We start from the raw sequence: 25,752 nt of genomic DNA, 5'->3' as shown, positions 1-25,752 counted from the left end.
ATTATCTGATTCTTGCTGGAAAATATGAGCCCACGCAACAGCAGTGAACCGTCCCAACCCTTCTCCCGGTTAACCCTACTTGCAGGTGGTGCACTGGGCGTCGTTTTTGGTGATATCGGCACCAGCCCGCTTTATACCTTCAGGACGGTGCTTTCGCTCTCTGAGCATGACCCGACGCCAGCCGTCATACTGGGCCTGCTCTCCCTGATTACCTGGACACTCATCCTGGTGACATCCATAAAATATGCCGCCTTCGCCATGCGAATTGATAATCATGGCGAGGGGGGCATCATGGCCCTGATGTCGCTTCTGGTAGAAAAAGGAAAAGGCGGACGCTGGGTCATTTTTGCCGCTCTCATCGGCGCAGCGTTGATTTACGGTGACGGTGCGATAACCCCGGCAATCTCCGTGCTTTCAGCCCTGGAAGGGCTGGAGATGGTCATTCCTGAATCGCAGCCGTACATCTTGCCCCTCACGGTTGCGGTTCTGCTGGCGCTGTTCCTGATCCAGCCATTTGGTACTGCCCGTATAGGGAAGATATTTGGCCCGGTGATGGCGCTATGGTTTCTTGTGATTGCCGCGCTGGGTGTCTGGGGCATCATTCAGCACCCCTCCGTACTGTTGGCCCTGAATCCGGCTTACGGCATCGCGTTTTTATTCTCGAATGGGTACACCAGTTTTCTGGTCCTGGGCGGCGTTTTTCTCTGCGTGACGGGGGCCGAGGCCCTGTATGCCGACATGGGACATTTCGGTAAAAAGCCTATCTGGCTTGCCTGGTACGGCGTCGTCTTTCCTTCGCTGCTGCTCAACTATGCCGGCCAGTCGGCGCTGATCCTGGCGGGGGCCGACAGCAAACAAAACCTTTTTTACGTGCTGTGTCCGCCGGTGCTGCAGGTTCCGCTTATTGTTCTTGCCGCGCTGGCAACAATCATCGCCAGTCAGGCGATCATCACCGGCGCCTTTTCCATGACGCGCCAGGCCATTCAGCTTGGCTGGCTACCGCGATTACGCATAAAACAGACGGCAGCAGAAAGCTACGGTCAGATCTATATCGGGACAATAAACTGGCTGCTGATGGTGGTGACTATCGGGCTGGTGGTGTTCTTTAAATCCTCCGATAAGCTTGCCGCTGCGTACGGCATTGCCGTGTCGTTAACTATGCTGATGACCACGGGACTGCTGTTCGTCGCCATGCGGGAAGTGTGGCGCTGGAGCCTGGTCAGCAGCGCGGTTATTGCGCTCTGTTTCCTGGTGATTGATGCCACTTTCTTATTTGCCAATCTGATTAAGGTCCTGGAAGGCGGCTATATTCCGCTACTGATGGCCGCCGCCATTTGTACGGTGATGCTGATCTGGCACCGCGGCGTTCGGGCAGTATCCGCGTCGGTGGGCGAGAAGGGCGTCAGCGTGGATGCCTTCTTTGCCCAGCTTCAGCAAAAGACGGTGCCCAGAGTGGCGGGTGCCGCAGTATTTTTGACCCGGACGCAGCACAATATCCCGCCGGTGATGCGCTGGCACGTCGCGCGAAACCGGGCGCTACAGCGGGATGTGTTGTCTCTTACCATTGATATTCTGAATGTGCCGTACGTAGGGGAAGAACAACGCATCAGCGTAGAGCAGCGCGCGCCGGGCTACTGGCACGGCGTGGCGCAGTATGGTTTTATGGAACACCCGGACATCCCGCATTTGCTGCAGGGCGTCAGCGAGATTAACGCACTTTTTGCCACAGATGACACCACCTGGTATGTCGGACATGAAACCATTGTGGCAGGCGAAGGCGGGGCGGGTATGGCGGCCTGGCAACGACACATTTTTGCCTTTATGAAGCGCAACTGCGCGCACGTCATCAACCACTATCGCCTTCCCAGCGATCGGGTTGTTGAAATCAGCCGGCGCGTTGCCGTCTAGGGTCGCGCGAAAGCCGGATTTGCTTTCGCGCCGCGCTTATCTCTCCTGGGCTGCGGAAAGGACGCTGTGTAACAACACGTTCGCCCCTTTCTCTGACCATTCCGGCAGGATCCTCTCCGCTTCGTTATGGCTGATGCCTTTCACGCAGGGGATAAAAATCATGCTGGCAGGCGCAATCTTGCTGATATAGCAGGTGTCGTGTCCCGCGCCAGAGACCATCGGCTTCGACGAATAGCCCAGTTCCGCCACGGCCTTCTCCGTGCGGGCCAGGCATTCGGCATCAAACGCAATGGGCGCGTAGTCAAAAATGCGTTCAACGGCAGCCACTACGCCGCGCAGGCTCAGGCTTTCAGCCACCTTATGCAGCGCCGCTTCCATGGCTTCCAGCGCCTCCTGCGAGGGATGGCGAAACTCCACGCTGCATACCACGCGAGACGGCACGACGTTACGCGAGTTTGGGGTAACCTGCGCCATACCGATCGTCGCGCGTCCGTCTGGCGCATGCCGATAGCCAATCGCTTCCACCTTCAGCGCCAGCTCAGCGAAGGCAGTCAGCGCGTCGCGGCGGCTGTGCATTGGCGTCGTGCCTGCGTGGGCGGCGAAACCGTCTAGCGTCAGGGTAAACCAGCGCTGACCCATTGCCGCGCGAACGAGCCCGATATCCAGGGCTTCATCTTCCAGAATCGGGCCCTGTTCGATGTGCAGCTCGTAGCAGGCGTGAACCGGAAACGCACGGGCCGGGATGTCGCCGCGATAGCCTATCGCTTCAAGCGCCTCGCGGACCGTGACGCGCTTGCTGTCCATCCGGGCGTAAGCAAACGCCTCGGTAAGCTGGCCTGCCCAGACGCCTGATGCGAGCATAGCTGGCGCGAAGCGCGCGCCTTCTTCGTTGGTCCAGTTTACCAGCACAACGTCACGTTCCGTCTCAACGTGATGGTCATTGAGGGTACGCAGCAGTTCCAGTCCGGCCAGCACGCCGTAAACCCCGTCGTAGTTGCCGCCCAGCGGCTGGGTATCCACGTGCGAGCCGGTCAAAACCGGCGCGAGTTCTGGGTTTTTCCCCGCGCGACGGATAAACATGTTGCCCATGCTGTCGACGTCGCAGGTAAAACCCGCCTCCCGCGCCCAGTCGCGCAGCAGGTTACGCGCAATACGATCTTCCTCGCTCAGCGCCAGGCGGGTTACGCCACCGGCGGGCGTGCCGCCGATCTGCGCCATCATCTCAAGCGTTGACCACAGCCGTTCGGCATTGACGTGGATCATGGCTTGTCCTTAGTGCTGCGGTAGCGGAAATCACAGCATGCGCCGCCCTGCATGATGGTGGTGGTGCGGGTCAGCTTCACGTCCGGCGCATAGCCAACGATGAATTTTTCATCGCGCGCGCAGGAGAGCAGGTGGCCGATTTCGCCCAGCCCCATCTCGTGATACATCTCTGCGTAGCGACAGCGGGTGACGTTGTAATTGTATTGCTGGTCGTCGGCGTCGATCACCTTCACGTCCAGCGCGTTGTCTTTCTCCCACAGATACTGCAGGGCGATAAAACTCTTTACATTCGCGCCGTTGGGCTCTTTGCTGGCAAACGCTTTGCCTGCGTCAATCGCGGCCTGCTCAATGGCCTCGCCAATCACCGCCTGGGCGCGGGTTTTCCCTATCTCGCGCACCAGGATTTCATAAATTGGCTTAATAATTTCGGCTTCAATTTTGCGGCGGGCGAGAATGCCCAGCTCGTTATTATCACTCATCACATTGCCTCGCTGCGTTACTTCGCTTTTGCGCCGCCCAGCACGGTCTGCGGCTGCCATTTGCCGTCGACAACTTTGTAGACCGTGAACGACGGCGATTTCAGATTGCCTTCTTTATCAAACGCGATCTGCCCGGTTACGCCGGAGTAGCTAATGGCGCGAAGGGCGGGCAGGTAGTTGGACGGCTCAACGGAGTCTGCTTTTTCCATCGCCGCAACCAGTACGCGGGTGGCGTCATAGGCGAACGGGGCGTGCAGTTCAATATGGGTGTGGTAGCGATCCTGATAGGCCTGCTCAAACGCTTTGCCGCCCGGCATCTGGTCAACGGGCAGACCTGGCTCCAGAGCGACAACGCCTTCACCCTCTTTTTGCGCCAGCTGCAGGAACGTCTGGCTGACGAATCCGCCTGCGCCCATCAGCGTGGCATTCATCCCCAGCTGTTTGATACGACGCGCCAGCGGTGCGGCCTGACTGTCGACGCCGCCGAAGAAGACCAGATCGGCATTTTTACTGCGGATGGCGGTCAGCACGGCGCTGAAATCGACCGTTTTGTCATCCACGTACTGACGATCGACAATCTTCACGCCCTGCGCTTCCAGCGATTTAATAAACTGGTCTGCCAGACCCTGACCAAAGGCGGTACGGTCGTCGATCACCGCAATGCGTTTGGCTTTCAGGGTATTCACCGCGTACTGGCCGGCGAGCTGGCCGCCGTCGTCGTCGTGGCCCATCACGCGGAAGCTGGTGTCAAAACCCTGTTTGGTATACGCGTGACCGGTCGCGACCGGTGCCACCTGTGCGATACCCGCATCGTGATAAACCCGGGCTGCTGGAATGCTGGTGCCGGTGTTCCAGTGACCGACCACGCCTGCCGCGCCGCTGTCGACCAGACGCTGCGCAACGGCCACGGCGGTGCGCGGGTCGGACTGATCGTCTTCGGACTGCAGTTTGAAGGTCACCGCTTTGCCGCCGATGGTTGGGTGCTGCTTGTTGATGTCATCGATAGCCAGCTGCGCGCCGTTCTCCAGATCTTTACCGATACGGGCAGACGGGCCGGTGAGCGGGCCCGCCAGACCAATAACCACGGTTTCACCGTCAGCGGCCCACGCGGCCGTTGAGGCAACACTGCTGAACAGAATAGCGGCGCTGAGCGCACTGAATTTTACTGTTTTCATTGTATTTCCCTGATGTTGGCTGGTGTTGTTAAACGGGCATTTCGCCCAAATAAATCTGTGCAATCTGGTCGTCATCGAGCATCGCTTTTGACTGGCCGCGATGAACGATGCTGCCGCTGTCCATCACCCACGCGCTGTCGGTCACCTCCAGCGCCAGGCGGGCGTTTTGCTCAATAAGCAGCAGGGCGACGCCGCGCTCGCGCAGGCCGGCGATAACGGCAAAAATGTTTTCGACCATCTTCGGGGCGAGGCCCATTGACGGTTCATCGAGGATCAACAGGCGCGGCTGGCTGAGCAGGGCACGGTTAAGGGCCAGCAGCTGCTGCTCGCCGCCGGACAGCAGCCCGGCGAGCTGGTGCTGGCGCTCGCCCAGACGCGGGAAGCGCTCGAAAATCGCCGCCATTTCTTGCCTGACGGTGACAGTGTCACGCCTGAGCCAGGCGCCCATCTGCAGGTTTTCCAGTACCGTCATGCGGGAGAATATCCCGCGGCCCTCCGGAACCATGACCAACCCGTCGCGAAGCAGAGCGTCGGGGCCGTGTTTGCCTACCGCTTTACCGTTAAATTCAATGCTGCCGCTAAAGCTTTCCAGCCCGGTGATGGCGCGCACGGTAGAGCTTTTACCCGCGCCGTTAGCGCCGATCAGCGTAGCCTGTTCGCCCTCGTGCAGGGTAAAGGAGACGTCGCGTACTGCCTGAATGCCGCCGTAATGCACGTCCAGACGTTCGACCTTGAGTAATTCAGACATGGGCATTGCCTCCAAGCCAGGCGGCGATCACCAAAGGGTCGCGACGCACGCTTTCCGGCGTGCCGCTGGCGAGCGTTTTGCCGTAATCCAGCACCGTCAGGCGATCGCAGATGCCCATCACCAGCTTGACGTCATGTTCAATCATCAGCAGGGTTTTGCCGTCATCGCGGATGCGGATGAGCAGCTCGCCGAGCGCCACTTTTTCCGCCGCGTTCATGCCGGCGGCGGGTTCGTCCAGCGCCAGCAGGAGCGGATCCGTTGCCAGCGCGCGGGCGATTTCAAGACGACGCTGATGACCATAGGCCAGATCGCAGGCGCGATAGTGGGCGAACTGCGCAATGCCGGTATATTCCAGCCAGTGCCAGGCGAGCTCACGGGTCTGCCGCTCTTCCGCGCGGGCGCGTTTGTGGCGGCTCAGCGCGGCCCACACGCCGTTACGGGTGCGCACGTGGCGGCCCACCATCACGTTTTCCAACACCGACATGTCGTTAAAGAGGCGCACGTTCTGGAAGGTGCGCGCAATCCCGGCGGCGGTGACTTTCTCGATCTGCTTCGGAAAATAGGGCTTATCGGCAATGGAAAACTCACCGCTGTCCGCCGGATAAAGCCCGGTGATCAGGTTAAAGCAGGTGGTTTTTCCCGCCCCGTTGGGGCCAATCAGCCCGTAGATCTCGCCCTTGTTCACGGTAATCGAAACATCATCCACGGCAGTCAGCCCGCCGAAGCGTTTTGACATATGGCGTACGGTTAACAGACTCATGCCTTTACCTCCTTGTGGCGTACCGGCCAGATGCCGGAAGGACGCACCAGCATCACCAGCACCAGTGCCAGGCCGTAGAACAGCTGACGTAACACTTCCGGGTCAATCAGCACCGCTCCGAACAGCGCCTGCTGAACCGGGGCCGCCTGGCTACGCAGCAGTTCCGGCAGGGCGGTGAGCAGTACCGCGCCGAGGATCACGCCCGGTATGTGTCCCATACCGCCCAGCACCACCATCGCCAGCACGGCGATGGATTCCTGTAGCGTGAAGGATTCCGGGGAGACAAAGCCCTGAAATGCGCCAAAAAGTGCACCCGCCACGCCGCCAAAGGAGGCGCCCATCGCGAAGGCCAGCAGCTTATAGTTACGCACGTTGATGCCCATCGCGCGGGCCACATCCTCATCTTCACGGATGGCGTGCCAGGCGCGGCCAATACGGGAATGCTGCAGGCGCAGGCAGACGAAAACGATCGCGATAATCACCAGCATCAGCAGGTAGTACCACAGCCACAGGGCGGGCACTTTAACGCCGAACCAGTGATAGACGCCGCTAAACTTCAGGCCGAACAGGTTGAGCGTATCTACCCCAGTAATGCCCTTGGCACCGTTGGTGATGTTCACCGGACGATCGAGGTTACGCATCAGGATACGAATAATCTCCCCAAAACCGAGGGTCACTATCGCCAGATAGTCTCCACGCAGCTTCAGCGTGGGGGCACCCAGCAAAATGCCGCAGACAGCCGCCACGAGTGCGGCCAGCGGAATGATGAGCAGATAAGAGGTGTGCAGCCCGTCCGGGAACCAGACGCCGAGGATCGGGAACACCTCCAGCAGGTGTGGCGACGCCATCAGCGCCGCGAGGTAAGCCCCGACCGCGTAAAAGGCGATAAAGCCCATGTCCAGCAGGCCGGTATAGCCGACCACAATGTTAAGCCCCAGCGCCAGCATGATGTAGAGCAGGGCGAAGTCGATGACGCGCACCCAGTAGTTGCCGCCAAGCTGCGTGGCCACGATGGGCGCAATCAGCAGCGCGACGCAGAATAACGTCATGCCGGACCAAAACTTGCGCGTCGTCGCCGGGGTCTGGAGTTGAAGAGTTGTCATAGTGTCCCTTACGCTCTGTTTGCCACGCGCTCGCCCAGCAGGCCTGCCGGACGGAAGACCAGCACCAGAATCAGCACGATGAACGCAAAGACATCCTGGTAATTGCTGCCGAACACGCCGTGGGTCAGTTCACCCAGGTAGCCCGCCCCCAGCGCTTCGATAATGCCGAGCAGGATGCCGCCAATCATTGCGCCACGAATGTTACCAATGCCCCCCAGAACGGCGGCGGTAAAGGCTTTGATCCCGGGCAAAAAGCCCATTGAGAAGCTGGCGTTGCCGTAGTTGCTGGCCATCATGACGCCTGCCAGCGCGGCAAACGTTCCGCCAATAGCAAACGTCAGGGTGATGATGGCGTTTGGGTTAACCCCCATCAGCGTGGCCACGCGCGGGTTTTCCGCCACGGCGCGCATGCCGCGACCCAGGCGGGTGTATTCCACCAGCAGCCACAGCCCGGTCATTACCGCAAGCGCCAGCGCCACGGTGACAATGCCGGTGACGGTCACAATGGCGGGGGGATGCATTTCACTTCCCGATGTAATGGCAATCGGATCCATGGGCAGGATCTGCGCGAACATCAGCGGGTTACGCGTCCAGATAATCATCGCCACGGTTTGCAGCAGGACCGAGACGCCGATACCGGAGATCAGCGGCGCCAGGCGCGGGGCGTTGCGCAGGCGACGGTAGGCAAAGCGTTCGACGGCCATGGCCAGCAGGGCGCAAACGGCCATGGACACCGCCAGCGCAACGCCGAGCTGCAACAGCAGCGGCATGTGCGGGAAGGCGGAATTCAGGGCGTTGATGGCAGAAAGCGTGGTGAGCGCGCCGACCATCAGAATATCGCCGTGAGCAAAGTTAATAATGCGCAAAATGCCATACACCATGGTATAGCCCAGCGCGATCAGCGCGTAGATGCTTCCCAGCATCACGCCGTTGATCAGTTGTTGTATAAGTGTATCCAACGTTTGTACCCGCAAAGTGCTCTTTCTGCGGCTACCATCTAATAAATGAATTAAATTGTAAAATACACATCTATTATTTCTTATGATAAATAAATATTGTTTTATCTTTATGATTTATATAAAGATAATGAAAGCCTGCTTTTGGGTGAAAAGCCTAAAGAAATCAACATATGAATAAAACAGAACAATCGGTTGGCCTGTCTGCGTATGCAGAGAGTCGCCTTGCAAACGATCCGCCGCTTCGGGCAGTACGTGCCTTTGAGGCTATCGCCCGGCTGGGCAGCGTCACGCTGGCCGCGCAGGAGCTGGCTATCTCTCCGTCGGCCGTCAGTCATCAGCTCAAGGTGCTCGAAGGGTACCTGCAAATGCCGCTGACGGAGCGTCAGGGGCGCAGGCTGGTTCTGAGCCAGCACGGGCGTGAATACTACCGCTCGATCCGTGCGGCGTTTAACGTTCTCCGCCAGGCGACGGAGCATCTGGCGGAGCAGGCGCAAACGCGTCAGGTCACTATCAGCCTGATCCCGCTTTTTGGCATGGGGTGGTTTATCCCGCGTTTGCCCGCTTTTATGCGCGCCAATCCGCAAACCGAAATCAACGTGGTGTATGCCAACCACCGTAACTATCTGAGCGACGCGTCGGACATGTCGATTCGTTTTGGGAACGGTCAGTGGGCGGGCTATCAGAGTGAAAAGCTGATTTCAGGACAGATGGTGCCGGTGTGCAGCCGCGCATTTTTGCGCGTTCATGGCCATATCGACACCCCTGAGCAGCTGCTGCAAATGCCGCTGCTGCATGATGAGGAGCGCACCACCTGGCCGCAGTGGTTTCAGCTGCAGGGGGTAAAACGTCCTCTGCGGCGCAGCGGCCCCCTGTTTGAAGATGGGCTGTTGACGCTGGCGGGCGTACAGGCAGGGCTGGGCTGCGCGCTGATGCGTGAGCCGCTGATTGCGCCTTATCTCGAAAGCGGTGAGCTGGTGAAGATATTTGACTCACCCATTGACGACGGGCGCGACTATTACCTCTGCGTGCGTGCCGATTCAGAGATGACCGAGGACGGTAAGCTGCTGCAAAACTGGCTTCGTCGGGCAGCAGGCGTTGAACCGTCTACGGCGTAAGCAGGCAGTGTTTATCCAGCGCTTCAATTTCCGATCCGCTGTAGCGTGCGTATTGCCCGGTCAGGCCAAAAAACGCAGGTTGGGTTTCGGTGTAGATTTCTGCTGCAAGCACCAGCCGGCGTCGTTCATCCTCGCTCATCTCAAGCAGCGTCCAGGGAATGAAATAGCGCGCTGTTGTGGTCAGCTTGAACCACAGCGGGCAGCCGCAGCCGGGACAGAACCAGCGTTCGCCGCGCGCGGATGATGCGAAATGAGAAGGGGAAATGGAGTCTTGCTCTACCAGCGGCTGGCCCTGTGTCTCAAGATACATGGCAATACCCCCCGACCACTTCTGGCATTGCGTGCAGTGACATGCGTATACGTCAAAATTATTGAGGCTCACGCTGAACTGACTCATTCCGCACAAGCAGCGTCCTTTGAATATGTGCATGGCGTACTCCTTTTTGACGCCAGAAATCCGTATAAAAAAAGCCAGCCACATGGGCTGGCCTTTTATTGTGACAAATCTTAGAACTGGTAGGTCAGACCTACAGCTACGATGTTGTCGGTAGCAACGCCAGTTGCTTTGGTGAAGCTGTTGTCGTCAACCAGGTTGATTTTGTAATCAACATAGGTAGACATGTTTTTGTTGAAGTAGTAGCTCGCGCCAACGTCAACGTATTCAACCAGATCCTGGTCGCCGTATGAACCGATGTCTTTACCTTTGGATTTCAGGTAAGCGATGGATGGACGCAGGCCGAAGTCGAACTGGTACTGAGCAACAACTTCGAAGTTCTGAGCTTTGTTCGCGATATAACCGTCACCGAAGTTGGTCATGTTGCGGGTTTCAGAGTAGGTGGTTGCCAGGTAGATGTTGTTCGCATCGTATTTCAGGCCAGCAGCCCATACTTCTGCGTTCTCGCCGCCAGCGTTAACGGTGTTAGCGACGCGACCTGCAGCAACCTGACGGTCAGTACGGTCAGATTTCGCGTAGGTTGCACCGACACCGAAGCCGTCCATTTCATAGGTAGAAGACAGACCCCAGCCGTCACCGTTCGCTTCGGTGATGTCATTACGGTCGTTTTTACCCTGGTACTGAGCGGCAACGTTCAGACCGTCAACCAGACCGAAGAAGTCGGTGTTACGGTAGGTTGCAACGCCAGTCGTACGGCCAGTCATAAAGCCATCAGTCTGAGTCCAGGTATCGCCACCGAACTCTGGCAGAACGTCAGTCCATGCGCCGATGTCGTAAGCAACACCGTAGTTACGACCGTAGTCGAATGAACCGAATTCGTTGAATTTCAGACCTGCGAATGCCAGACGGGTTTTGTTGCCGTCAGCGCCCTGGGATTCAGAACGGTTGCCTTTGAACTCATATTCCCACTGGCCGTAACCGGTCAGCTGATCGTTGATCTGAGTTTCGCCTTTGAAGCCCAGACGAACGTAAGTTTTGTCGCCGTCGTTATCAGTATCATCAGAGAAATAGTGCAGACCTGTTACTTTACCGTACAGATCCAGCTTGTTACCGTCTTTGTTATAAACTTCAGCCGCGTTTACAACGCCTGCTGCCAACATGGAAGTCACTGCCACTGCAACTAATTTAAGTTTCATCTTAAATATTCCTTATAATTTTCTTTGGTATTTCCTGAGCCACTTTGAACGATTTCTAAACGAGGCCTATCGTCAATGGCATGCTATTTTTAAAAATCTTGTAGTCCTATTTCAATAATAAGTTTCAAATTATTAGCAATAATTTCAGTTAGTGTGATCGAGATCGGATAAATGGCGATGAGATAGCGTGAAATGGTGAGGATTTAATCAGTTTCATGCGGAATTGATTGCTGTAAATATAGTTGCACGCTGGTTTTATAAAAAGTGGTAATTGTCGGTTTTATCGTGCTTTTGATGGGGTGGGGATCTTGTTTTAAGCCTTTAAGCCTTGTTTGCAGCCCTTTATGGTACGGAATTTCCGTGGTTTTAATAGAAACACACAGAAACATACTATTGCACTTCGTGCTATTAATATTGTGAGTATTTGCAAGAAACTAATCACTTGCCGGTGTCAATTTATGTCAACACAGGAAGACGAAAACTTACGAAAGGGTGTGGAATATAAATAGAAGCTAAACACGCATTCTACTGCACAGATGAATATTTTGACGTGCGCTCAGATATTAAATTTATGTTAAGTTTTCGCTGTCGGGATAAATATTCCCCGACAGCAAAACAGATATTATTTTCTTGTCGCGTACCAGCAAAGCAACGACCCGGCGCAGACCAACAGTGCGCCTTGCCAGAACGCGAAGGAGAGCGGGGAATTCAGCACTGCGGCGGCAAGCGCGGCTGAGAGAACCGGGGTAAAATAGGAGACGGCCGCCAGTACCGTGACGTTACCGTGAAGGATGCCAATATTCCATGCGGCGTAACCCAACCCAAGGGCGACCCCGCACATCACGAGTTTTACCACCACCGGAAGCGTGAACACCATATCAGGCTGATCGCTGAGGGCATATTTCACCCACAGACTCAGCGCTGTGAGCAAAACAAACAGAGTGATACCGTTTTGCCCTTTCGCAAATTTACTGGTTACGGTGCAGTAGGCCGCCCAAATAAATGCCCCGGCGAATGCCAGCGCATAGCTCAGCGGACTGGACACGATATTGCGGGTTATTTCATCAAGATGTAACCCTTGCTCGCCCCCTAATACCCAGCAGACGCCCAGCAGTGAGATAGCTAACCCGGGGATCACCCACAGGGTAGATTTTTGCCCATTGAACAAAATAGCAAACACAATCGTCAGGCTTGGCCAGAGGTAATTCACCATACCGACTTCAATGGCCTGAGCGCGCGTTGCGGCATAGCCCAGCGACAGCGCCAGGCATATTTCGTAGCTGACAAATAAAACGCTGCCGGCAATAAGATAGCGGGGTGAAAACCGCCTGATATCAGGAAATCCTACCGTCACCAGACACAGTAATCCGCTGAGGGTGTATATCATCGCCGCGCCGCCTACCGGCCCCAGCCCTTCGCTCACGCTGCGAATAAGGCCGACCATGGTGCTCCATAGCAGTATCGCCGCCAGCCCAATAAGCGTTGCTCTCTTTCTGTCCATGACTTAGCCATTGCAATGAAAATCGAACAGAAAATGTATCGCATTAATCCTGATGCTGTCGCGAATTATTCTCTTAAGCCGTTAATCAAAAAGGGGTATTTAACCGTACCGGAGGTGACTATTAAGGGGGGGAAGGGAGATGACTTTGATTTGACGCAAAAAAAACAGGGGCTTTGCTGCTAGTTTGCGCCACGAAGTCTTATCAGATAACGAGGACAACAATGGACGTCAGCCGCAGACAATTTTTCAAAATCTGCGCGGGCGGTATGGCCGGAACAACAGCCGCTATGTTGGGTTTTGCTCCCAAAATGGCGCTGGCTCAGGCACGCAACTTTAAGCTGCTGCGCGCGAAAGAGATCCGTAACACCTGCACATACTGCTCCGTAGGTTGTGGGCTTTTAATGTATAGCCTGGGCGATGGCGCGAAGAACGCCAGAGAAGCGATTTATCATATTGAAGGGGATCCGGATCATCCGGTGAGCCGCGGCGCACTTTGCCCGAAAGGGGCGGGGCTGCTGGACTACGTTCACAGTGAAAACCGCCTGCGCTACCCGGAATACCGCGCGCCGGGCTCTGACAAATGGCAGCGTATCTCCTGGGATGAGGCGTTCTCCCGTATCGCAAAATTAATGAAAGCCGACCGCGACGCCAACTTTATTGAAAAGAACGCGCAGGGCGTGACGGTCAACCGCTGGCTTTCCACCGGCATGCTATGCGCCTCTGCGGCAAGTAATGAAACCGGCATGCTGACGCAAAAATTTGTGCGCTCTCTCGGCATGCTGGCGGTAGACAACCAGGCGCGCGTCTGACACGGACCAACGGTAGCAAGTCTTGCTCCAACATTTGGTCGCGGTGCGATGACCAACCACTGGGTTGATATCAAAAACGCGAACGTCGTGGTGGTGATGGGCGGTAATGCCGCTGAAGCCCATCCGGTGGGATTCCGCTGGGCGATGGAAGCGAAAAACAACAACGATGCGACGCTTATCGTCGTCGATCCGCGCTTCACGCGCACGGCGTCGGTGGCCGATATCTATGCGCCTATTCGCTCCGGTACGGACATTACGTTCCTGTCTGGCGTCCTGCTGTACCTGATTGAAAACAACAAAATTAACGCGGAATACGTTAAACACTACACCAACGCGAACCTGCTGGTGAGGGATGATTTTACCTTCGATGACGGGCTGTTTAGCGGCTATGACGCCGAAAAACGCCAGTACGATAAGTCCTCCTGGAACTATCAGTTCGATGAAAACGGCTACGCGATGCGCGATGAAACGCTGACGCATCCGCGCTGTGTATGGAACCTGCTGAAACAGCACGTTTCACGCTATACGCCGGACGTGGTGGAGAACATCTGCGGCACGCCGAAAGCGGACTTCCTGAAAGTGTGTGAAGTGCTGGCCTCTACCAGTGCCGCAGACAGAACCACTACGTTCCTGTATGCGCTGGGCTGGACGCAGCATACCGTTGGCGCGCAGAACATCCGCACCATGGCGATGATCCAGCTGCTGCTGGGCAATATGGGTATGGCAGGCGGCGGCGTGAACGCCCTGCGCGGTCACTCCAATATTCAGGGCCTGACCGACCTCGGCCTGCTGTCCACCAGCCTGCCGGGCTACCTGACGCTGCCTTCTGAAAAGCAGGCGGATCTGCAAACGTACCTGACGGCGAACACGCCAAAAGCGACGCTGCCGGACCAGGTAAACTACTGGAGCAACTATCCGAAGTTCTACGTCAGCCTGATGAAATCCTTCTACGGCGACGCGGCGCAGAAAGAGAATGACTGGGGCTTTGAGTGGTTACCGAAGTGGGACCAGGCTTACGACGTTATCAAATATTTCAACATGATGGATAAGGGTAACGTCACGGGGTACATCTGCCAGGGCTTTAACCCGGTGGCCTCGTTCCCGGATAAAAACAAAGTGGTTCGCAGCCTGAGCAAGCTGAAGTACATGGTCGTTATCGATCCGCTGGTGACCGAGACCTCCACCTTCTGGCAGAACCACGGGGAATCGAACGATGTCGATCCGGCGTCGATTCAGACCGAAGTGTTCCGCCTGCCGTCCACCTGCTTTGCGGAAGAGGACGGCTCCATTGCCAACTCCGGCCGCTGGCTGCAGTGGCACTGGAAGGGGCAGGACGCACCGGGTGAAGCGCGTAACGACGGCGAGATCCTGGCCGGGATTTACCATCGCCTGCGCGAGATGTACCGCACCGAAGGCGGCAAAGGCGCTGAGCCGCTGCTGAAGATGAGCTGGAGCTATAAGCAGCCGGATCGTCCCGAGTCTGAAGAAGTGGCGAAAGAGAACAACGGCGTGGCGCTGGCGGATCTCTATGACGCGAGCGGCAACCTGGTGGCGAAGAAAGGTCAGTTGCTGAACAGCTTCGCGCTGCTGCGCGACGACGGGACGACGGCCTCGTCCTGCTGGATCTACACCGGCAGCTGGACGGAGCAGGGTAACCAGATGGCCAACCGCGATAACGCGGACCCGTCCGGACTCGGCAACACGCTGGGCTGGGCATGGGCGTGGCCGCTGAACCGTCGCGTGCTGTACAACCGCGCGTCGGCGGATATCAACGGCAAGCCGTGGGATCCGAAGCGCATGCTGATCCAGTGGAACGGAGCCAGGTGGACGGGGAACGATATCCCGGACTACAACACCGCCGCGCCGGGCAGTAACACCGGGCCGTTTATCATGCAGCCGGAAGGACTGGGACGCTTGTTTGCCCTCGACAAACTGGCGGAAGGGCCGTTCCCGGAACACTACGAGCCGATGGAGACGCCGCTGGGTACGAACCCGCTGCACCCGAACGTTATCTCCAGCCCGGTGGTGCGTATCTACGAAGACGACGTCCTGCGCCTGGGCAAAAAGGACAAATTCCCGTACGTGGGAACGACCTACCGCCTGACCGAGCATTTCCATACCTGGACCAAGCACGCGCGGCTTAACGCCATCGCGCAGCCGGAACAGTTTGTGGAGATAAGCGAAACGCTGGCGAAGACGAAAGGCATCGCCAACGGCGACCGCGTGAAGGTGAGCAGCAAGCGCGGCTTTATTCGCGCGGTGGCGGTGGTGACCCGTCGTTTGCAAAGCCTGAACGTGCATGGGCAGCAGGTGGAAACCGTTGGTATCCCGCTGCACTGGGGCTTTGAGGGTGTGGCGCAGAAAGGTTATATCGCCAACACCCTGACGCCAAACGTTGGCGACGCCAACTCGCAAACGCCGGAGTACAAGGCGTTTCTGGTCAACATCGAGAAAGCGTAAGGAGCGATTAGATGGCGATGGAAACACAAGACATTATTAAGCGCTCCGCGACTAACCCGATTACCCCCGCGCCTCGCGCGCGGGATTACAAGGCAGAGGTTGCCAAGCTTATCGACGTCTCCTCCTGCGTGGGCTGTAAGGCCTGCCAGGTGGCCTGCTCGGAGTGGAATGATATCCGCGACGAGGTGGGGCACTGCGTTGGGGTTTACGACAACCCGGCGGATCTGAGCGCCAAATCCTGGACGGTGATGCGCTTTAGCGAAACCGAGCAGAACGGCAGGCTGGAGTGGCTCATCCGCAAGGACGGCTGCATGCACTGTGAAGATCCGGGCTGCCTGAAGGCGTGCCCGTCTGCCGGCGCGATCATTCAGTACGCCAACGGGATCGTCGACTTCCAGCAGGACAACTGCATCGGCTGCGGCTACTGCATCGCGGGCTGTCCGTTTAATATCCCACGCCTCAATAAAGAGGATAACCGGGTATACAAATGCACCCTGTGCGTGGACCGCGTCAGCGTCGGGCAGGAGCCTGCCTGCGTTAAGACCTGTCCAACCGGCGCGATTCATTTTGGTACCAAGAAAGAGATGCTGGATGTGGCGCAGGCGCGAGTGGACAAGCTGAAAGCGCGCGGCTTTGAAAATGCGGGCATCTATAACCCGCAGGGCGTGGGCGGCACGCACGTGATGTATGTGTTGCACCATAACGACCAGCCGGAGCTGTACCACAACCTGCCGAAAGAACCGGCGATCGATACCTCCATTAACCTGTGGAAAGGGGCGCTCAAACCGCTCTCGGCGGCGGGCTTTATCGCCACCTTTGCGGGTCTCATTTATCACTACATCGGTATCGGGCCAAACAAAGAGGTGGATGACGACGAGGAGGAGCATCATGAGTAAGTCGAAAACGATCGTGCGCACGAAGTTCGTTGACCGCGCCTGTCACTGGACGGTCGTGATCTGCTTCTTCCTGGTGGCGGTGTCGGGGATTTCGTTCTTCTTCCCGACGCTGCAGTGGCTAACCGAAACCTTCGGCACTCCGCAGATGGGGCGCATTCTGCACCCGTTCTTCGGCGTGCTGATTTTCGTGGTGTTGATGTTTATGTTCGTGCGCTTTGTTCATCACAATATTCCTGACAAACAGGATATTCCGTGGGTGAAAGGGATTGTTGAAGTCCTGAAGGGTAACGAGCATAAAGTCGCGAAGGTGGGCAAATACAACGCCGGGCAGAAAATGATGTTCTGGACCATCATGAGCATGATTTTTGTGCTGCTGGTGACCGGGGTGATTATCTGGCGACCGTATTTTGCGCACTATTTCCCGATCCAGGCAGTGCGCTACGCGCTGCTGATCCACGCGACATCGGCCATCATTCTTATTCATGCCATCCTGATCCATATGTATATGGCGTTCTGGGTGAAGGGGTCGATCAAAGGGATGATTGAAGGGAAGGTAAGCCGTCGCTGGGCACAGAAACATCACCCGCGCTGGTACCGTGATGTGGAACGACTGGAAGCGAAACAGGAAAGTACGGAAGGATTGAAGTAAACCCTGCGCCGTCGGCTTTGCCCGGCGGCGCTGCGCTTGCGCGGGCCTACCTGGCAGGCCTTAAGTCATGTATTTGTCAATAAACGATCAATTGCCGCTATAACGTCATGACGTGCGTTACGTAAATTACAAACAAAGTCTTTAGGGTCGATTTTTTGATTATTAATATTCGTGATCATTGGCGAATAAATCAGAAACGTTTCAAAATCGATATTAACGCCTGGAGCCAGCTGGCTCTGCCATAACGGTAGCCTATTATTTCTCGCAAGCGGTACAATTACGCGCGTAGCCAGATCGTCAAAGCAATCATCCTGAATAAGCATATAGTAAGGTAGCCTTTCCCGAGTTGCGGCGGACGTATTACGATAAACATTAAATTGTCTCAGCATTAAAGCACTCTGAAAAAATCATCATCAGTAATCGTTCCATGTTTCTCTACAAACTCATTCATTGCCTGCATAAATGCACGATCTTCTTCGGAAGGCTGATGCCGTCTGGCAGAGCGTTGTTCTGCATGGCACAAGGGCTTACGCGATGTGATGTTCTGGTCCGGTTTTGTTTCTTCGGTATGTTTCATCATTATCTCCTTTGTTGGTGCGGTCATTATCAACCGCAGCCAACAAAAAACAATACCGTTTCCCCTGGTAATCTACATTCTGCGAGCTGTCTTCCAGTAATATTAAAACCTCTCGGCAATATACCGGAACGGGTATTTTGTGGGTTTAACTTTACCAATTTTGCGTTTCGGTAAATCCACCTTTTCTACGTGTATTTCTTTATAGGGGATCTGTGAAAGCAGGTGCGAAATAATATTCAGGCGCACGCGTTTTTTATCCTCTGAACGCGCCACAAACCACGGTGCCCAGGCGGTGTCGGTGGCTTCAAACATGGCGTCGCGGGCGCGGGTGTACTCGTCCCACAGGTTAAAAGATTTAATATCCATCGGCGATAGCTTCCAGATTTTACGACCATCGTTAATACGGTCGCGCAGGCGGCGCTCCTGCTCTTTAGGCGTTACCTCCAGCCAGTACTTCAGCAGGATAATGCCGGCATCGACCATCGCTTTTTCCATGACCGGCGTGCCGTCCAAAAATTTCTCAACCTGTTCCTCTGTACAGAAACCCATAACCCGTTCCACACCCGCACGGTTGTACCAGCTGCGATCGAAAATCACGATCTCGCCAGCTGAAGGCAGGTGCGGTACATAGCGCTGAAAGTAAAGCTGGCTTTTTTCTTTATCGGTCGGGGCAGGGAGCGCAACAACGCGAAATACGCGAGGGCTGACGCGCTCGGTAATCGCTTTAATGGTGCCACCCTTGCCGGCACCGTCGCGTCCTTCAAAAACGATACACACCTTTAGTCCTTTGGCGACGACCCACTGCTGGAGCTTAACCAGTTCAACGTGCAGGCGGCGGAGCTCGTTTTCATACTCTTTGGTCTTTAGCGGTGCATTCTTTTCGACATCAACAGCGACACTGGTTTTCTTTTTGCTTCCCATGATTGTCATCCTCAGGTTGTCCGGCGCGGGAAAAAGCGAGGCCGCACTATGAAGTGTAATCCACCTGAATTAATGGATTAACCTGTCAGCCAGCTGATTTGAACTGGCTCACCATACAAGATTATTCAATAATGCCCGTCGCGAGTGATTAACCAGTGGTTGAAGTATGAAAAAGACAATTTTTTCGTTGGCGCTGAGCACCTTTGGCCTGGGAATGGCTGAATTTGGCATTATGGGAGTGTTAACCGAGCTGGCGCATGACACCGGCATTTCAATTCCCTCTGCCGGGAATATGATCTCGTTTTATGCCTTCGGGGTGGTGATTGGCGCGCCGATTATGGCGCTGTTTTCTGGCAAGCTCTCCTTAAAAACCACGCTGCTGTTTCTGGTGGCGATGTCCGCCGTCGGAAACGCCCTGTTTACCTTTTCAACGTCGTATTTCTGGCTGGCGGCGGGGCGCCTAATTTCAGGATTCCCACACGGCGCGATTTTCGGCGTCGGGGCGATTATCCTCTCCAAAATTGCGCCACCGGGGAAGGTGACTGTCGCGGTGGCCGGGATGATCGCCGGCATGACGGTGGCCAACCTGGTGGGCGTTCCGCTGGGCACCTGGCTGGGGCACCAGTTCAGCTGGCGTTACACTTTTTTCCTGATTGCCGTGTTCAATACGCTGGTGATCCTCTCGGTGCTGCTCTGGGTGCCGGACATCCGAGACAAATCAGAAATTAAATTAACCGAGCAGTTCCAGTTTCTGAAAAAACCAGAACCCTGGCTGATTTTTGCCGCCACGATGTTTGGCAACGCCGGCGTGTTCGCCTGGTTCAGCTTCGTTAAACCGTTTATGGTCAACGTTTCGGGCTTCACGGAAGGGGTGATGACAATCATCATGATGCTGATGGGCCTTGGCATGGTGTTGGGCAATCTGTTGAGCGGTAAACTCTCGGGTCGCTTTAGCCCGCTGCGCATTGCGGCCACCACCGATATGGTGATTGTCGCCTCGCTGCTGCTGCTTTTCGCCTTTGGCGAACTGAAAACGGCCTCGCTGGTCATGGGCTTTATCTGCTGCGCCGGGCTGTTCGCACTCTCTGCGCCACTGCAAATCCTGCTTCTGCAAAATGCGAAGGGCGGGGAGATGCTGGGAGCCGCTGGCGGGCAGATGGCGTTTAATCTCGGCAGCGCGATTGGCGCGTACTTTGGCGGGATGATGATTACCCTCGGCTTTAGCTGGAACTACGTTACGCTGCCTGCGGCGATGCTCTCTTTCTCGGCCATGAGTGCGCTGCTGATTTACGGTTTACTGCGGGCCAGACAGGCTCAGGCTAACGCTCGCGCGCTAGCCTGATCGGGTCATGCAAGCCAGGGTTCTCCCAGTGTCAGCATCAGGCGGTTGGCCCAGGCGAAGAATGCCGCGGACTGCACCAGGTCAAGCTGCGCTAAGGTATCCAGCCCCTCTTTTTCGACTGCGGCAAGGTGCAGCGGCGTGGCGGCAGGCGGCGTAACCGACAGCGCCGCCGCAAAGTTAATTTCCGCCTGCCAGCGTGCAGACTGCCCCTCGCTCAGGGATTGCCCCGGACGCACCGCCAGAAGCGCCTCTACAGCCGCGTCATCCTTTGACAGCTGGCTGGCTTTACGCGCATGGACAGATGCGCAGTAGATGCAGCCGTTGATTTTACTGGCGACCGTTGCGGCCAGCTCGCGCTCGGCGCGCGGCAATCCCCCCGGGGTATAAAAAATCCCTTTATCGGTCAGCGTGCGCTGTTCAAGCACCGGCAGGTTGCGCCCCAGCAGGCGGAAATAGTCGGAATCGGTATGACCAAATTTTGCCAGGATCGCAACCTCATCGTCACGAAAATCCGCCAGCGGTTTGGCGGCTATCCATGGCTCCCATCCCAGCTCCTGCTGGGTAAATACGACGGGGGCCGCCTTCCCGGTGGCCGTTGTTGCGGTCGTGTGCCAGTGGCCCGCAGCCACCGGTGCATCGCTTGTGGCGACGGGCTTGTCGTTCAGCAGCCGCAGCCCGGTGATGATTCGGCTCTGGAAGCTCACAAACGCGATGAGCTGCGCCAGGGTAACGATGCCTTCCTTGCTCCATCCCGCCTGGTTCAATGCCTTTAACGCGGCCGGCGTGGCTTCAACGGGTGAGAACGTCAGCAGGCGCGCAAAATTCAGCGCCGGGGTCAGGCGTTCTGAGGTGGGATCCGCCAGGCCAAACCCCGCATAGTGTGCGGCCAGCGCCTCCGCGCTGTGCCATCTGGCCACTTTCGCCGCTACGGCAAAACGCTCGTCGAGTGCAAAATCATCATCCTGCTGGCTAAAGAGGATTTCGTAGCTGCCCTGCGCGTGGCGCGTGGCGGCATCCCGCGTGGCGCGCGCCTCAGCCAGAGGGGAACCGGGTTTAATTTCCGCCAGCTCGGCGAGAATGTCCTGACTTAATGACATAGGTGTCTCCTCAAAGAATGTGGGGTGCGATATGTTCGGCAATCAGCTCAATGGAGCGCAGCGTGTCGCGGTGCGTGGGTTCGACCGAATGGACCTGGAACGAAATATCCGTGGCGCGCCTGAGAATGGAATCGGCTTGCAGCGAACGCAATACCGTGTCGGGCGAGCCGATATGGGCGTCAAACTGGCGACGATAATCTGTGACAGTGTCACCTTTAACCGCGTGTCCGGCAGCGCGATGCTGCTGCGCCTGTTTCGTGAGGCCCGGCGCTGCAACCTTCAGCGCATAGTCATCGCTGTCGGCGACGAACGCGGTACGGGAGGCAAGAATACGCGGCGCGATGCCCGCCGGCAGTGCCTCAAGGTAGGCATCCACAATCGGGTTCTGGATTTCGTCGAGCGTGAGATCCGGCCGGTCCGCCGGGCGCGGTTGCGTGCGGGAGAGCATTAAACCGTGTCCGGCCTGTGCTGCACGCACTGCGCCGTCCACGGAGAAGGTGGCAATCCAGATGCGGTCCGCCAGCTGCGGTGCCGGGGGGTATAAATGGTTATCCGGATGGGCGAGCGAATCGCCGCGCCAGGCGCTCTGGAGCACGTGCAGGTTCTCGGCAAATGCGGTAGCGCGCGCCTCAAACGTCAGGCCGAACGGCAGGAATGAGGTTGGCGTGCCGCCTGAACCCAGCCCGACTTCAAGACGTCCATCGGCGAGTAAATCAAGCACCGCGGCATCTTCCGCCACGCGCAGCGGGTTTTCCATCGGCAGGGTAATGATGGCCGTGCCCAGACGGATGGTTTCGGTATGCGCGGCCACGTGCGCCAGAAATAGCAGCGGCGACGGCAAACCGCCTTCACTTTCGTGGAAGTGGTGCTGCGCAATCCAGGCGCTGTCAAAACCGTGGCGTTCAGCGTGGCGGATCTGTTCTGTTGCCAGACGATAGCGCTCCTTCGGCGTGGCGTCGTCAAGCAGGCGGGTGAAAAACCCCAGGCGTTTTCGCGTCATGCGAACTCCTCCGTAGCGGGTGAAAAGTGGGGAATGGCGTCAATCAGCTCGCGGGTATAGTCGTTCTGCGGCGACGCGAATAAGGTCCCGACGTTGCCGTGTTCAACCACCTGACCGCTGCGCAGCACCGTGACGCTGTGGGCGATCCGGCGAACCGTGGACAGATCGTGCGTGATGAAGAGGTAGGTCAACCCCAGTTGCTGCTGCAGCTGCTGTAGCAGCGCCAGAATCTGCGCCTGGACGGTGACATCCAGCGCGGAGGTGGCTTCGTCCAGCACCAGAATGGTCGGCTCAAGGATCAGCGCCCGGGCGAGGGCAACGCGCTGGCGCTGTCCGCCTGAGAGCTCCCGGGCGGTGCGGCTCAGGAGTTCGACGGGCAGGGCAACCCGCTGGGCTACCGTCTCCACCCGGACCTTACGCTCCGCTTTGCGCAGGCGAGAAAAGTTCTTCAGCGGCTCTTCGATAATGTCAAACAGCGTCTGACGCGGGTCGAGAGAGGCAAACGGGTTCTGGTAAACAAACTGGATCTTCTGGCGCAGCTGGCGACGGGCCTCGCGGCTGAGCGTGGTGGCATCAATATCGTCAATAATGACCTGCCCGCTGTCGGCCTGTTCAAACCCCAGCAAAATACGGGCAAGGGTGGTTTTCCCGGAACCGGATTCACCCACCAGCGCATGCGTACTGCCGCGCCTGACGTCAAACGTCACCTGATCCAGCGCCTGAAGCTGATGGCCTTTGCCCAGCGAGAACCGTTTGCTGATGGTGCGGGCGCGAATGGCCGGTGACGCGAGCGGGAGACCGGCCACCGGGGCGATGGTCAGACGCTGGCCCTGGAGATCGCTCAGTAGCTGACGGGTGTAGGCGTGCTGCGGCGTACGTACGATATCGGCGGTGTTTCCCTGCTCCTGAATTTCGCCATCGCGAAAGACCAGCAGCCTGTCCGCGCGCTGTGCGGCCAGCGCCAGATCGTGGGTGACAAACAGGACGGCGGTCCCCGATTCCCGGCGCAGGATATCCAGCAGGTCAAGAATGCGTTTTTGCACCGTTACGTCCAGCGCGCTGGTGGGCTCATCGGCAATGATGACGTCCGGACGCAGCGCAATCGCGATGGCAATCAGTACGCGCTGTTTCATGCCGCCGGAGAGCTGATGCGGGTACTGCTTCATGCGCTGTTCGGGATGGCTCAGGCCGACCTTTGTCAGCAGGGCGAGCACCTGCTCGTCGCGCTGGAGAGCCGTTACCTTTTGGTGTAGCTGAATAATTTCGCCGACCTGCGCGCCGATGGTTTTTACCGGGTTGAGTGAATTACCCGGGTCCTGCGGAACCAGGCTAATGCGCGCACCGCGAAGGGTATCGAGACGTTTAGCGGACCACTGGCTTATCTCTTCGCCGTTGAGAATGATTTTTCCCGCATCGCGCCGGGCGTTATCGGCCAGCAGACCGATGATCGCCTGCGCCGTGGTTGTTTTGCCGGAGCCGGATTCGCCGACAAACGCCAGCATTTCCCCTCGTCCGAGCGTGAAGCTGACGTTATGCACCACCTCTCGCCACTGGCGCGCGGTACGGTAGCTAATGGTCAGGTTTTCTACCGAGAGTACGGTCATTTCAGGCCTCCGCTGAACTGTTGGCTGATACGGTTGGTCGCCAGCACCACGGCGATGACGGCCACGCCGGGGAAGGTGGTTAACCACCAGGCGGTAGAGAGATAGTTACGACCTTCGGCAATCAATAAGCCCCATTCCGGTACGGGCGGCGGAGTGCCGTAGCCGAGAAAGCTCAGCGTGGAGAGCGCCAGGATGGCCTGACCAAACTGCAGCGTGGCAAAGGCGAGAACGGCGGTTAAGGCATTGGGCAGGATATGTCGCCACAGCACCGCAAAGAACGTCCCGCCGCTGCCATACGCCGCTTCGACATAATCCGTATGGCGGATGCGCACCACTTCACCGCGCGCGAGGCGGGCAAAGCTGGCAATTGAGGCCACGCCCACGGCAATCGCGGCGTTAACGGTGCCAAACCCGAGCAGAATAATGACCGTCAGCGAGAGCAGCAGAGACGGGATAGACAACAGCACGTCGACGAAACGCATCAGCAGAGACTCGACGCGTCCGGCGAACGCCCCGGCAACCACCCCTAAACCGGTCCCCACCAGCAGACCCATCGTGACGGCGGCCAGCGCCGCGCTCAGGGAGTGGGAGGCGCCATAAACGATACGCGCGTAAACATCGCGGCCAAGCTGATCGGTGCCGAGCCAGTGGCCGGCCTGCGGCGCCAGGCGCTGTGCGCCCGCGATGCCCTCAATCGGACTGTAGTGGGTTAACAGACCGGGCGCCACGGCGGCAAAAACCGCAATAATGATCGCCGCCCATGCCAGCCACAGACCAGGCAGCCACTCGACGCCCTGGAAGGTGGGGACACGTTTTCGCGCAGCGGCTGCGTAATCGACAAGGCTCATGATGCACCTCCGGAAAGGGGTTGCAGACGGGGATCCAGCAGCGGCATCAGCAGATCCACCAGCAGATTGATCAGGACAAAACCGAGGGCGGAAATCATCACTACCGCCTGAAGCACGGCGATATCCTGGTTATTCACCGCCTGCTGGGTCAGTTGCCCGAGCCCGCTGCGGCCAAAAACGGTTTCCGTGATCAGCGCCCCTGCAATCAGCTCGCCCAGCAGCAGACCGGCAATATTCAGCACCGGCAGCAGGGCGTTGCCGGTCACGTGACGCCACAGAACAGCGGTTTCACTCAGCCCTTTTGCACGCGCAACGGCGACAAACGGCTGGGTCGCCACCTGGTCCAGACTGCGCATCAGAATTTGTGCCAGCGGGGCGGAGATCGGGATGGCGACGGTCACGATCGGCAGAATCAGCCCCTGCAGCGGCGTCGGGTTAATCACCGGGATCAGCCGCAGCTGAAAAGAAAAAAGCTGAATCAGGGCAATTCCCAGCCAGAACGTCGGCAGGGAGATAAACAGGACAGGCAGAGACTGGAGGGTATTGCTCAGCCAGCGCAGACCCGGCAGACGCGACGCGAGAGCCAGCGCAAACGCCAGCAGGACCGCGAGTAAAAACGCGGGCAGGGCGAGGCTCAGGGTATCCGGCAGATTGCTGGTAATCAGCTCGCTGACCGGCACGCCTGCCTGTAACGAATAGCCGAAATCCCCGCGCAGCATCGCCAGCAGCGTGTGGCCGTATTGCTGCCACAGCGGGCTGTCCGCGCCGTAGGCCACGCGCATCTCCTCGATTTGCACCGGGCTTAAGCCTAGGTCCGGGTTCTGAAATTTAATCAGCACCGCGTCGCCCGGCAGGACCTGGAGCAACACGAACGAGAGGGTAAAGGCGGCCCACAGCACCAGCAGCCCGTGCCCGAAACGTTGAAGAAGTGCGTGGCGCATCGTCGGC

Annotated in this window: 24 protein-coding genes; 6 read left to right on the top strand and 18 right to left on the bottom strand. The window is 57.4% G+C overall.

Annotated features, from left to right (window positions below; all coding sequences use genetic code 11):
- Positions 1-24 precede the first annotated feature (24 nt).
- The gene (locus tag E3U32_RS21380) at positions 25-1,908 is read left to right on the top strand and encodes a potassium transporter Kup (protein ID WP_134350411.1); all 1,884 of its coding nucleotides are present in this window, start codon (positions 25-27) and stop codon (positions 1,906-1,908) included.
- Between the two features lie 36 nt (positions 1,909-1,944).
- On the opposite strand, the gene E3U32_RS21375 is transcribed toward E3U32_RS21380, so the two are convergent.
- From E3U32_RS21375 to E3U32_RS21345, 7 genes are read right to left on the bottom strand one after another with little or no spacing between them, the layout of a single operon-like run.
- Entirely contained in the window at positions 1,945-3,171 is a 1,227-nt protein-coding gene (locus E3U32_RS21375) for a Zn-dependent hydrolase (RefSeq protein ID WP_134350410.1), read from the bottom strand.
- The gene (locus E3U32_RS21370) at positions 3,168-3,650 is read right to left on the bottom strand and encodes an L-2-amino-thiazoline-4-carboxylic acid hydrolase (RefSeq protein ID WP_134350409.1); all 483 of its coding nucleotides are present in this window, start codon (positions 3,648-3,650) and stop codon (positions 3,168-3,170) included. Before E3U32_RS21370 ends, E3U32_RS21375 begins: the two co-directional genes overlap by 4 nt.
- Before the next feature lie 17 nt (positions 3,651-3,667).
- Positions 3,668-4,825 (bottom strand): branched-chain amino acid ABC transporter substrate-binding protein, encoded by a 1,158-nt coding sequence (locus E3U32_RS21365; protein ID WP_134350408.1) that lies wholly within the window; start codon positions 4,823-4,825, stop codon positions 3,668-3,670.
- A gap of 28 nt (positions 4,826-4,853) precedes the next feature.
- The gene (locus tag E3U32_RS21360; protein WP_134350407.1) at positions 4,854-5,573 is read right to left on the bottom strand and encodes an ABC transporter ATP-binding protein; all 720 of its coding nucleotides are present in this window, start codon (positions 5,571-5,573) and stop codon (positions 4,854-4,856) included.
- Complete coding sequence (locus E3U32_RS21355) at positions 5,566-6,333, bottom strand: ABC transporter ATP-binding protein (RefSeq protein ID WP_134350406.1); 768 nt, start codon at positions 6,331-6,333, stop codon at positions 5,566-5,568. Before E3U32_RS21355 ends, E3U32_RS21360 begins: the two co-directional genes overlap by 8 nt.
- Positions 6,330-7,436 (bottom strand): branched-chain amino acid ABC transporter permease, encoded by a 1,107-nt coding sequence (locus E3U32_RS21350; protein WP_134350405.1) that lies wholly within the window; start codon positions 7,434-7,436, stop codon positions 6,330-6,332. The genes E3U32_RS21355 and E3U32_RS21350 overlap by 4 nt, the downstream gene beginning before the upstream one ends.
- 8 nt (positions 7,437-7,444) lie before the next feature.
- Positions 7,445-8,395: a branched-chain amino acid ABC transporter permease gene (locus E3U32_RS21345; RefSeq protein ID WP_134350404.1), complete on the bottom strand. Its 951-nt coding sequence runs from the start codon at positions 8,393-8,395 to the stop codon at positions 7,445-7,447.
- Between the two features lie 170 nt (positions 8,396-8,565).
- Here E3U32_RS21345 and E3U32_RS21340 point away from each other — a divergent pair, with 170 nt between their 5' ends.
- Positions 8,566-9,510: a LysR substrate-binding domain-containing protein gene (locus E3U32_RS21340; protein WP_134350403.1), complete on the top strand. Its 945-nt coding sequence runs from the start codon at positions 8,566-8,568 to the stop codon at positions 9,508-9,510.
- Here E3U32_RS21340 and E3U32_RS21335 read toward each other — a convergent pair.
- The 3 genes from E3U32_RS21335 to yddG form a co-directional block, all read right to left on the bottom strand.
- Positions 9,500-9,940 (bottom strand): GFA family protein, encoded by a 441-nt coding sequence (locus E3U32_RS21335; RefSeq protein WP_134350402.1) that lies wholly within the window; start codon positions 9,938-9,940, stop codon positions 9,500-9,502. The two genes, E3U32_RS21340 and E3U32_RS21335, sit on opposite strands and share 11 nt — an antisense overlap.
- 77 nt (positions 9,941-10,017) lie before the next feature.
- The gene (gene ompC, locus E3U32_RS21330; protein ID WP_134350401.1) at positions 10,018-11,100 is read right to left on the bottom strand and encodes a porin OmpC; all 1,083 of its coding nucleotides are present in this window, start codon (positions 11,098-11,100) and stop codon (positions 10,018-10,020) included.
- 622 nt (positions 11,101-11,722) lie between these two features.
- Positions 11,723-12,601 (bottom strand): aromatic amino acid DMT transporter YddG, encoded by an 879-nt coding sequence (gene yddG, locus E3U32_RS21325; protein ID WP_134350400.1) that lies wholly within the window; start codon positions 12,599-12,601, stop codon positions 11,723-11,725.
- A 221-nt stretch (positions 12,602-12,822) separates the two neighbouring features.
- Here yddG and fdnG point away from each other — a divergent pair, with 221 nt between their 5' ends.
- Genes fdnG through fdnI form a run of 3 tightly spaced genes read left to right on the top strand, consistent with a single transcriptional unit; the run spans position 12,823 to position 17,415 of the window.
- Positions 12,823-15,870 (top strand): formate dehydrogenase-N subunit alpha, encoded by a 3,048-nt coding sequence (fdnG, locus tag E3U32_RS21320; RefSeq protein ID WP_134350399.1) that lies wholly within the window; start codon positions 12,823-12,825, stop codon positions 15,868-15,870.
- A gap of 11 nt (positions 15,871-15,881) precedes the next feature.
- A complete protein-coding gene (fdxH, locus tag E3U32_RS21315) occupies positions 15,882-16,766 on the top strand; it encodes a formate dehydrogenase subunit beta (RefSeq protein WP_134350398.1) in 885 nt (294 codons plus the stop codon).
- Entirely contained in the window at positions 16,759-17,415 is a 657-nt protein-coding gene (gene fdnI / locus E3U32_RS21310) for a formate dehydrogenase-N subunit gamma (protein ID WP_134350397.1), read from the top strand. The genes fdxH and fdnI overlap by 8 nt, the downstream gene beginning before the upstream one ends.
- A 65-nt stretch (positions 17,416-17,480) precedes the next feature.
- On the opposite strand, the gene E3U32_RS21305 is transcribed toward fdnI, so the two are convergent.
- The 3 genes from E3U32_RS21305 to ppk2 form a co-directional block, all read right to left on the bottom strand.
- On the bottom strand, positions 17,481-17,804 hold the full coding sequence (locus tag E3U32_RS21305; protein ID WP_134350396.1) for a CcdB family protein: 324 nt from the start codon (positions 17,802-17,804) through the stop codon (positions 17,481-17,483).
- Positions 17,804-17,995: a type II toxin-antitoxin system CcdA family antitoxin gene (locus E3U32_RS21300; protein ID WP_166790968.1), complete on the bottom strand. Its 192-nt coding sequence runs from the start codon at positions 17,993-17,995 to the stop codon at positions 17,804-17,806. The genes E3U32_RS21305 and E3U32_RS21300 overlap by 1 nt, the downstream gene beginning before the upstream one ends.
- A gap of 99 nt (positions 17,996-18,094) precedes the next feature.
- The gene (gene ppk2 / locus E3U32_RS21295) at positions 18,095-18,913 is read right to left on the bottom strand and encodes a polyphosphate kinase 2 (protein WP_134350394.1); all 819 of its coding nucleotides are present in this window, start codon (positions 18,911-18,913) and stop codon (positions 18,095-18,097) included.
- A gap of 166 nt (positions 18,914-19,079) precedes the next feature.
- On the opposite strand from ppk2, the gene araJ reads away from it, so the two are divergent.
- Positions 19,080-20,255 carry an MFS transporter AraJ gene (gene araJ, locus E3U32_RS21290; protein ID WP_134350393.1) on the top strand — a complete coding sequence of 392 codons (1,176 nt, stop codon included), beginning with the start codon at positions 19,080-19,082 and terminating at the stop codon, positions 20,253-20,255.
- Between the two features lie 5 nt (positions 20,256-20,260).
- On the opposite strand, the gene E3U32_RS21285 is transcribed toward araJ, so the two are convergent.
- Genes E3U32_RS21285 through E3U32_RS21265 form a run of 5 tightly spaced genes read right to left on the bottom strand, consistent with a single transcriptional unit; the run spans position 20,261 to position 25,745 of the window.
- Positions 20,261-21,352, bottom strand: coding sequence for an alkylhydroperoxidase domain protein (locus tag E3U32_RS21285; RefSeq protein WP_134350392.1), 1,092 nt, complete (start codon positions 21,350-21,352; stop codon positions 20,261-20,263).
- A 10-nt stretch (positions 21,353-21,362) separates the two neighbouring features.
- The gene (locus E3U32_RS21280; protein ID WP_134350391.1) at positions 21,363-22,352 is read right to left on the bottom strand and encodes a putative FMN-dependent luciferase-like monooxygenase; all 990 of its coding nucleotides are present in this window, start codon (positions 22,350-22,352) and stop codon (positions 21,363-21,365) included.
- Positions 22,349-23,956, bottom strand: a complete 1,608-nt coding sequence (locus E3U32_RS21275; RefSeq protein ID WP_134350390.1) for a dipeptide ABC transporter ATP-binding protein — start codon at positions 23,954-23,956, stop codon at positions 22,349-22,351. The genes E3U32_RS21280 and E3U32_RS21275 overlap by 4 nt, the downstream gene beginning before the upstream one ends.
- A complete protein-coding gene (locus tag E3U32_RS21270; RefSeq protein WP_134350389.1) occupies positions 23,953-24,804 on the bottom strand; it encodes an ABC transporter permease in 852 nt (283 codons plus the stop codon). The genes E3U32_RS21275 and E3U32_RS21270 overlap by 4 nt, the downstream gene beginning before the upstream one ends.
- Entirely contained in the window at positions 24,801-25,745 is a 945-nt protein-coding gene (locus E3U32_RS21265) for an ABC transporter permease (RefSeq protein WP_134350388.1), read from the bottom strand. Before E3U32_RS21265 ends, E3U32_RS21270 begins: the two co-directional genes overlap by 4 nt.
- Between the last annotated feature and the right edge of the window lie 7 nt (positions 25,746-25,752).

Origin of the sequence: Lelliottia nimipressuralis, assembly GCF_004402045.1 — a bacterium.
In the GTDB taxonomy this organism is placed as follows: domain Bacteria; phylum Pseudomonadota; class Gammaproteobacteria; order Enterobacterales; family Enterobacteriaceae; genus Enterobacter; species Enterobacter chinensis.
The sequence above is the reverse complement of the archived record's forward strand: the minus strand, read 5'-3'. Positions and strand labels throughout refer to the sequence as shown.

What these genes read in the sequence shown, in the direction of transcription:
- E3U32_RS21370 (WP_134350409.1), bottom strand. Translation starts at nt 3,650, where the DNA reads ATGAGTGATAATAACGAGCTGGGCATTCTCGCCCGCCGCAAAATTGAA.
- E3U32_RS21275 (WP_134350390.1), bottom strand. Translation starts at nt 23,956, where the DNA reads ATGACCGTACTCTCGGTAGAAAACCTGACCATTAGCTACCGTACCGCG.
- E3U32_RS21305 (WP_134350396.1), bottom strand. Translation starts at nt 17,804, where the DNA reads ATGCTGAGACAATTTAATGTTTATCGTAATACGTCCGCCGCAACTCGG.
- E3U32_RS21365 (WP_134350408.1), bottom strand. Translation starts at nt 4,825, where the DNA reads ATGAAAACAGTAAAATTCAGTGCGCTCAGCGCCGCTATTCTGTTCAGC.
- ppk2 (WP_134350394.1), bottom strand. Translation starts at nt 18,913, where the DNA reads ATGGGAAGCAAAAAGAAAACCAGTGTCGCTGTTGATGTCGAAAAGAAT.
- fdxH (WP_134350398.1), top strand. Translation starts at nt 15,882, where the DNA reads ATGGCGATGGAAACACAAGACATTATTAAGCGCTCCGCGACTAACCCG.
- E3U32_RS21380 (WP_134350411.1), top strand. Translation starts at nt 25, where the DNA reads ATGAGCCCACGCAACAGCAGTGAACCGTCCCAACCCTTCTCCCGGTTA.
- yddG (WP_134350400.1), bottom strand. Translation starts at nt 12,601, where the DNA reads ATGGACAGAAAGAGAGCAACGCTTATTGGGCTGGCGGCGATACTGCTA.
- E3U32_RS21300 (WP_166790968.1), bottom strand. Translation starts at nt 17,995, where the DNA reads ATGATGAAACATACCGAAGAAACAAAACCGGACCAGAACATCACATCG.
- E3U32_RS21270 (WP_134350389.1), bottom strand. Translation starts at nt 24,804, where the DNA reads ATGAGCCTTGTCGATTACGCAGCCGCTGCGCGAAAACGTGTCCCCACC.
- E3U32_RS21265 (WP_134350388.1), bottom strand. Translation starts at nt 25,745, where the DNA reads ATGCGCCACGCACTTCTTCAACGTTTCGGGCACGGGCTGCTGGTGCTG.
- E3U32_RS21340 (WP_134350403.1), top strand. Translation starts at nt 8,566, where the DNA reads ATGAATAAAACAGAACAATCGGTTGGCCTGTCTGCGTATGCAGAGAGT.
- araJ (WP_134350393.1), top strand. Translation starts at nt 19,080, where the DNA reads ATGAAAAAGACAATTTTTTCGTTGGCGCTGAGCACCTTTGGCCTGGGA.
- E3U32_RS21335 (WP_134350402.1), bottom strand. Translation starts at nt 9,940, where the DNA reads ATGCACATATTCAAAGGACGCTGCTTGTGCGGAATGAGTCAGTTCAGC.
- ompC (WP_134350401.1), bottom strand. Translation starts at nt 11,100, where the DNA reads ATGAAACTTAAATTAGTTGCAGTGGCAGTGACTTCCATGTTGGCAGCA.
- E3U32_RS21350 (WP_134350405.1), bottom strand. Translation starts at nt 7,436, where the DNA reads ATGACAACTCTTCAACTCCAGACCCCGGCGACGACGCGCAAGTTTTGG.
- E3U32_RS21355 (WP_134350406.1), bottom strand. Translation starts at nt 6,333, where the DNA reads ATGAGTCTGTTAACCGTACGCCATATGTCAAAACGCTTCGGCGGGCTG.
- E3U32_RS21360 (WP_134350407.1), bottom strand. Translation starts at nt 5,573, where the DNA reads ATGTCTGAATTACTCAAGGTCGAACGTCTGGACGTGCATTACGGCGGC.
- fdnI (WP_134350397.1), top strand. Translation starts at nt 16,759, where the DNA reads ATGAGTAAGTCGAAAACGATCGTGCGCACGAAGTTCGTTGACCGCGCC.
- E3U32_RS21285 (WP_134350392.1), bottom strand. Translation starts at nt 21,352, where the DNA reads ATGTCATTAAGTCAGGACATTCTCGCCGAGCTGGCGGAAATTAAACCC.
- E3U32_RS21375 (WP_134350410.1), bottom strand. Translation starts at nt 3,171, where the DNA reads ATGATCCACGTCAATGCCGAACGGCTGTGGTCAACGCTTGAGATGATG.
- E3U32_RS21280 (WP_134350391.1), bottom strand. Translation starts at nt 22,352, where the DNA reads ATGACGCGAAAACGCCTGGGGTTTTTCACCCGCCTGCTTGACGACGCC.